The sequence below is a fragment of the Sphingomonas bacterium genome (assembly GCF_903643065.1).
In the GTDB taxonomy this organism is placed as follows: Bacteria; Pseudomonadota; Alphaproteobacteria; order Sphingomonadales; family Sphingomonadaceae; genus Sphingomonas.
This window is the reverse complement of record NZ_CAHJWX010000235.1, coordinates 1-4,508: the sequence shown is the minus strand read 5'-3', so window position 1 is coordinate 4,508 and position 4,508 is coordinate 1. Positions and strand designations below refer to the sequence as shown.

The following is a 4,508-nucleotide window of genomic DNA, read 5'->3' as shown; positions in this document are numbered from 1 at the left end:
ACTGGACCGCCATCTACCTGGCCACGGCAATGTGTTGCGCGATTGCGATGACCCTGTCGGTCAGCGTAACCGCCCATAGTCTCTGGAAAGACCGTGTCTGGAGCGAGCTTGGGTCGGTTCGCGGCGCGACGCTTTTCTTCCCAAGGTCTGGTGGCGTTGGCAGAAGCTCTACATGGGGTCTGAGTAGCAACGGAACAGAAAACCTACACAAGGCCCGTTCGTGCGCGCCAAGCCGCATTCACCACACGCGGGCGCTGCTTTCGCTCAGGAAGCCCTTTGGCCAAGCCGCCAGCGCAGGAGCCGGATGAAAGGTTCAGGATCGTCCAGTCGAAAAGCGATGTTGCGGAAAGCTCGCTTGCGTTTCAGCAGCGATCGCCGACCGACGGATCCGTTTAGCTTGAGGAGGATGTTGGGCCAAGCCAGGAGTGCAGCGTTCAAGGTGGCGGGGTCACGAACCGCCTCTCCACTAAATCCGGTCTCGACGTCGACAATCAAATCAAGCGGGATTGGCTGATTGATGAGTATGCCAGCCCGGACACACACCCCGTCCGGCGTCAGCAGCACCGGCCGGAACCGGAACGATTTGATCAAGCCAACTAGGTACACTAGCCCGAGATCGCTGAGAACGAACATCACTAGAGCCGCCGTGCGGCTCCAATGCCCGACCAGCAGGTGATAAACGGCGACCTCTATCCCCGACAGGATCAGCAGGGTAGCGCACATCGGCGTCAGATGCTTGTGGTATGAGAAACCGCGGCAGTTGGCGGGCACATCGGCCGGCCCGCCCCAGCGGAAAAGCGCCATATGAAGAATGGTCAGCTCGGCCGCGGCGAGCCGGACCAGCATGGGAGGCAGCACTTCCGATGCAGCGGCCAACCACCGATCACCTGTCGTGGTCTCGCCAGCCCGAAATATGCGCCCTGCCCGCAATGTTCCCCACGCGACATGCCCCAGGACGGCGATCAGCATCATCGCCGTGATTGGGGGCGTTGCGGACAGCGCCTGACGGAGGGCGGCGGGAGAGCCGAACCAGACGGTGATGCTCGCACCGGCTAACGTGCCCAAGACGGCATGTCGCGCCGGACGTCGTTTCGGCGCGCGCGCAATCAGCGCCAGCATCATCGTGTCCGACACGATCCATAGAAACAGCAGCGCCGCGGCAAGAGGATAGATCGCGACAAGTGGTGAACGTGCGGCAATTCCAGCCAGCGCGACGATTACGAAGGGTGCAGCTCTCGCTGCGAGCTGCCGGGGGGCCAGGTTCCGTTGCGTCTCAGCATTCATTCGCGTTCCCTCCCGGACCTCTTGCTTCGCTGTATCTTACCGCGCCAGTTTGGGTAGTTGATCGCCGGTGTATTGCGTCGAGGCCATTAGCCAGCGGCCCTTGATCTGCCGTTCAACATACCTTCCCCCTTGGGCAAGACTTAGTCGTATCGCTCGTGGGTGAGCAAGCCAAGTCGACCCCGATGCGCGTCCAACAAACCCCGGTTTGATGTGAACCCGCGCTGCGGTCAGAACCGGACCGCGATCCCAGTCCGTTTCTCACATAAAGCCATGTAGAAACCTGTGGCCCATAAACCTGCCCTGTCCTACGTTCCTGGAACGGGAGAGGCGCGGGGCTATGCTGGTTGGATATATGCGGGTGTCGACGGCAGACCAGAACCTTGGCCTGCAACGCGACGCACTGGTCGCGGCCGGTGTCGCGCCCGATCGGATCTGCGAGGACGTGTGCTCCGGCCGGGCGGTCGACCGCCCCGGTCTGGCGCGCGCGCTGGACATCGCGCGCGACGGCGATGCGCTCGTGATCTGGAAGCTGGATCGGATTGGCCGCTCGCTGCCGCATGTCGTCGGGCTGGTCGGCGACCTCCAAAAGCGGGGTGTCGGCCTCAAGGTGCTGACCGGCGACGTCGACACGACCACGGCCACAGGGCGGTTGGTGTTCGGCATCTTCGCGACCTTGGCCGAGTTCGAGCGCGACCTGATCCATGAGCGGACGATGGCGGGGCTGGCCGCGGCGCGCGCGCGTGGCCGTTCGGGCGGGCGCCCGCGGGTGATGACTCGCCAGAAGCTGAAGGCGGCGATGGCGCTGATGGCCGACCGGGACAATGCCGCGCGCGACGTCGCGGCCCAGCTCGGCGTGTCGGTGTCCACGCTCTACGCCTATGTCGACGCCAAGGGTCAACCGCGAGAACGCGCGACCGAGCTGCTAGGCAAGCGCGCCGCCAAGCCTGCGATCGCGGCATAGCGGCAACCCGTGCCGGTCAGCTTCCTTTCGGACGGCCAGGCCCTCCGCTACGGACGCTTCGCCGGCGACCCGACGCCCGAGCAGCTGACGCGGTTCTTCCACCTGGACGACGCCGATCGCGCGTTCGTCGGCGAGCATCGCGGCGATCACAACCGGCTCGGGGTCGCCGTCCAGCTCGGCTCGCTGCGGCTGCTGGGCACGCTGCTCGAGGACGTGTCGCAGACACCCGCCACGGTCGCGCGGTTCGCGGGCGACCAGCTCGCCATGACCGGCACGGCCGGGCTGATGAACACCTATGTCGCGAGCGCGGGCCGCTGGCGGCATGGTCCTCGCATCCGTGATCGCTACGGCTATCGCCAGTTCCCCGACTTCGGCGTGGCGTTCCGGCTCAACCGCTTCCTGTACGCGGTGTGCTGGACCGGCACCGATCGTCCCTCGACGCTGTTCGATCGCGCTGTTGCCTGGCTGCTCGCCGCCAAGGTGGTCCTGCCCGGCCTGTCGGTGCTTGAGCGGGTGGTCGCCCGGGTGCGGGCGCGGGTGCATCGGCACCTTCATCATCGGTTGGTGGACCGCCTGAGCCCTGAGCAGCGCGATCGGCTCGACGGGCTGGTGCAGGTGCCCGATAACGGGCGGCAGAGCCCGCTCGATCGGCTGCGCGATGGACCGTATTTGCAAAGCGGTCCGGAGATCGGCCGCGCGGTCAAGCGGCTCGAAGAAATCCGCGCGCTTGCGTCCGGGCTGCCCGAACTCGACCGCATCCCGTCCGGCAAGGCCGCGTCGCTCGCGCGGTTCGCGTCCGTGGCGAAGGCGCAGGCCGTGGCGAGGCTTCCCGACGATCGCCGCGCCGCGACCCTGGTCGCGTTTATCCGCACGCTGGAAGCCTCGGCCGGGGACGACGTCATCGACCTGTTCGACGCGGTGTCGACCACCATGTTCTCCCACGCGCGCGCGACCGCCAAGGAGGCGCGGATACGCACGCTGCGCGATCTGGACGCGGCCGCGCTGCTGCTGCGCGATGCCGGCGCGGTGCTGCTCGACGACGACACGGCCGATGGCGAGGTCCGCGCCGCGGTGTTCGCGGGCATCGAGCGGAGCGCGCTGGCCGAGGCGGTCGCCCAGATCACGCTGCTCGCGGTGCCGGGCGACGCCACCTACTTCGCGGAGCTGCGTCGGCACCCGGGCAAGCTGCGATACCTGCCCGCGCTGCTGAGCGGGATCGAGCTCGAAGCCGCGCCGGCCGGCAAGCCGCTGCTGGACGCGGTTGGTCATCTTCGCTCGCTCCAGCGCGGCGCCAGGAAGCCGGGACCCGCCCCTACCGCGTTCGCGCCCAAGGCCTGGGCCGCTCAGCTCAGGACGAACGATGGGGCGTTCGACCTCGCCGGGTATCGGCTGGCGACGGTCGATCGGCTGCGTCACGCCATCCGTCGCCGCGATGTGTTCCCGGTGCGCTCGCTCCGCTATGCCGACCCGCGAAAGGCCCTGCTCAAGGGTGCCGCTTGGGAGGCGGCACGGCCGGTGATCTGCCGCACGGTTGGGGTCGCGGCAGCGGGCGACGAGGAGCTCGCCATGCTCTCGAAGCGCCTCGACCTCGCCTATCGCGAGACGGCCGCGCGTATTCCCGCCAACAAGGCGGTGACCATCGTCGGCACCGACCACGGAGCCGACCTCTCGGTCGAGCCGCTCGACCGGATCGAGGAACCCGCCAGCCTGACCAGGCTGCGCGCGGCCGTCGAGGCGCGCCTGCCGCGGGTCGACTTGCCCGAGCTGATCATGGAGATGCACGCGCGAACCGGGTTCGCCGCCTCGTTCACCCATGCGAGCGAGGGCAGCGCCCGGGCCGAGGACATCGCCACCACCATTTGCGCGGTGCTGCTCGCCGAGGCGACCAATACCGGGTTCGAGCCGCTGATCAGGCGCGACGCCCCGGCGCTGCGCCGATCGCGGCTGAGCTGGGTGAAGCAGAACTTCATGCGCGCCGAGACGCTGACGGTCGCTAACGCGGTGCTGGTCGCCGCCCAGAACGCCATCCCGCTCGCGCATCGCTGGGGTGGCGGCGAGGTCGCCTCCGCGGACGGGCTGCGGTTCACCGTGCCCGTCCGCACGATCCATGCCGGTCCCAACCCTAAATATTTCGGGCGCAAGCGCGGGGTCACCTGGTACAATCTCGCTTCCGACCAGTTCACCGGCCTGAACGGCGAGACGGTGCCGGGCACGTTCCGCGACAGCCTCTACCTGCTCGCGGTCGTGTTGGAGCAGGAGACCG

At 67.6% G+C, this 4,508-nt stretch carries 3 protein-coding genes; 2 read left to right on the top strand and 1 reads right to left on the bottom strand.

Features of this window, described 5'->3' with window-relative positions; translation table 11 throughout:
* Positions 1–264 precede the first annotated feature (264 nt).
* Positions 265–1,284 (bottom strand): hypothetical protein, encoded by a 1,020-nt coding sequence (locus tag HUU95_RS09250; protein ID WP_174279847.1) that lies wholly within the window; start codon positions 1,282–1,284, stop codon positions 265–267.
* A gap of 337 nt (positions 1,285–1,621) precedes the next feature.
* Here HUU95_RS09250 and HUU95_RS09245 point away from each other — a divergent pair, with 337 nt between their 5' ends.
* Together HUU95_RS09245 and HUU95_RS09240 are read left to right on the top strand one after the other, a co-directional pair.
* Entirely contained in the window at positions 1,622–2,245 is a 624-nt protein-coding gene (locus tag HUU95_RS09245) for a recombinase family protein (protein WP_174279846.1), read from the top strand.
* Positions 2,246–2,254: 9 nt separating this feature from the next.
* The coding region (locus HUU95_RS09240) for a Tn3 family transposase (protein ID WP_174279845.1) at positions 2,255–4,508 on the top strand (2,254 nt) is incomplete at its 3' end.